This is a genomic window from Janthinobacterium sp. BHSEK, from assembly GCF_056174685.1.
This window is the reverse complement of the sequence record NZ_JBWBYV010000184.1, coordinates 1-1728: the sequence shown is the minus strand read 5'-3', so window position 1 is coordinate 1728 and position 1728 is coordinate 1. Positions and strand designations below refer to the sequence as shown.

The following is a 1728-nucleotide window of genomic DNA, read 5'->3' as shown; positions in this document are numbered from 1 at the left end:
GTACTTGCCGCAGCATCAGGTGCTGTGCGATGTCGTCGGCAAGGCTTCTGCCGCGTCGCCCGAGCTGCAGGGCTTTCGATCTGTGCGCCGGCCGGCCTACCACCGCAGCCGCGCCCGCCGCGAACTGGCCTATTTTTTTCTGAGTTTGCGTGCATTGCTGCAAGTACGGCGCGGCAGGTGCGATGCCATCCAGGTACGCGACATGGTGCCGCTGGGTCTGCTGGCCATGCTGATCGCACGTTGCAAGGGCATTCCGTTTTATTACTGGGTCTCGTACCTGATGAGCGAAGGACGCATCGAGCGGGCGCAGGAGCAATTGCGGCAAGGCGCCGGCCTGCGCAGCCGGCTGGTATTGTGGAAGGGCCAGCTGGAGCAGGCTCTTCTCTACAAGGTGGTTTTGCCACGCGCGCAACATGTTTTCGTGCAAAGCGACGCCATGCTGGCCTTGCTGCAGGCGAAAGGCATCGCGGCGCAGCGCATGACGGCCGTGCCGATGGGGGTCGACATGGCGCTGCTGGGCAGGTCGCAGCCTCAGCCGCGCCGGCCGGAAGGCTGGGAGGCGGTACCGTTGATCGCTTATCTGGGCACCCTGGACAAGGCGCGCCAGCTGGAGCGGGTGATTGACGCGCTGGCGATCGTGCGCATGACCTCGCCGTCCACCTGTTTATTGTTGATTGGCAACTCGCCCACGCCACACGATGAAGTCCAGCTACTCGCGTATGTGCGCCAGGCGGGCTTGGAGCAGGCGGTCCGCATCACGGGTTGGCTGCCTTCGGCGCAGGCGTGGCAGTTGCTGGTCGCCGCTGATGCGGCGGTCTCTTATGTTCCGCGCGGGCCCCTGTACGATGTCAGTTCACCGACCAAGCTGCTTGAATATCTGGCACTGGGCATGCCTGCGGTGGGCAACGACATTCCCGACCAGGCGCACGTGCTGGAAGCGAGCGGGGCCGGCTGGCTGACCACCAGCGATCCGCTTGCCATGGCGCAGGCATTGAACGAAATCCTGGCCGACCCCGTCGCGGCCCGCCAGCGCGCAGCCGGCGGCCCGGCTTACATCGAGGCGCACCGCAGTTACCGCGAACTTGCCGCGATGCTGGCGTGCCGCTATCAGGCCTTGCTGCCGCTCGCGTCCCGGGTCCGCTAGCTAGCGGACCGGCATCACCAGTTGTACGGTGTGTGCAGGCCGCTCCTGATCGCCAGTTTGCGCACCCTGACCTTGGCATCGAGCAGCGCCTGTTTGATGGCCGAGTCGATACGGCCCCAGCCGCGGTAACTCCAGAAGACGGTGCCGGCGCGCTTGCCTTCGCTGCCAAAGCGGCCCTTGGCCGCGAACCAGCGCCGGTACTGCGCATCGTCCATGCCCGCAAATGGTGTGCGTTGTTGGAGTTTTTCATCCTCTGCCGCCATCGCGGCACCCAGATAGGACAGGCGCTGTTCCTGCGGCGCGTAACGCAGCCAGTGCGAGCGCAAGCCGGCTGGCGTCAGTTCCAGCATCAGTTGTTCGCATACGGCAGGCGTCTTGTAGTGCAGCTTGCGGCCGCGGAAGTCGACTTGTGGCAACAGCAAATTACCGAGCGAGTAGGCGATGCTGCCATGCTTGTAAACTTCGTAACCCTGCGCCACGTGAGGATGGTGGCCGATGACATGGTTCACGCCCGCATCGATCGCCTGGCGTGCCCATTCCCGGTCGGCCGGCTGCGGGAACGTGGCCAGCTCGTAGCCCCAGTG

The 1728-nt window shown here is 64.9% G+C and carries 2 protein-coding genes; one reads left to right on the top strand and one right to left on the bottom strand.

The window, feature by feature from the left end:
• The coding region (locus AC0V2Y_RS28185) for a glycosyltransferase (RefSeq protein ID WP_475418452.1) at positions 1-1144 on the top strand (1144 nt) is incomplete at its 5' end.
• 14 nt (positions 1145-1158) lie between these two features.
• On the opposite strand, the gene AC0V2Y_RS28180 is transcribed toward AC0V2Y_RS28185, so the two are convergent.
• On the bottom strand, positions 1159-1728 hold a 570-nt coding region (locus AC0V2Y_RS28180), incomplete at its 5' end, for a CapA family protein (RefSeq protein WP_475418222.1).